Origin of the sequence: Photobacterium alginatilyticum (assembly GCF_009910675.1) — a bacterium.
Taxonomy (GTDB): domain Bacteria; phylum Pseudomonadota; class Gammaproteobacteria; order Enterobacterales; family Vibrionaceae; genus Photobacterium; species Photobacterium alginatilyticum.
In genome coordinates this window covers 1-355 of the sequence record NZ_RSEJ01000410.1, presented here as the reverse complement: position 1 = coordinate 355, position 355 = coordinate 1, and the positions used below count along the sequence as shown (strand labels likewise).

Here is a 355-nt window from a genome sequence, read left to right as displayed (position 1 = left end):
CATGTGTTTACATGAAGCATGATGGAGGCGTTAATGTGTTTTTAATACTTTATGTTGATGATATACTCTTAATCGGTAACGATGTGGGAGTATTATCAGCGGTCAAAGTATGGTTGTCTGGACAATTCGATATGAAGGATTTGGGAGATGCTGGTCACATTCTCGGGATCAAACTTATACGTGATCGGAAACGAAGAATGTTGGGCTTATCCCAGGCATCCTATATCGATGATATTGTCGCCCGTTACAGTATGCAGGATTCCAAGAAAGGTTTCTTACCTTTCAGACATGGAATACACTTATCAAGCGCTCAGTGTCCTAAGACACAAATTGAGATGGATACGATGAAGGTAGT

General features: G+C 40.6%; 1 protein-coding gene. It reads left to right on the top strand.

The window, feature by feature from the left end:
- Positions 1-11: 11 nt before the first annotated feature.
- A partial coding sequence (locus tag EIZ48_RS31735; protein WP_240153133.1) for a reverse transcriptase domain-containing protein occupies positions 12-355 on the top strand: 344 nt, incomplete at its 3' end.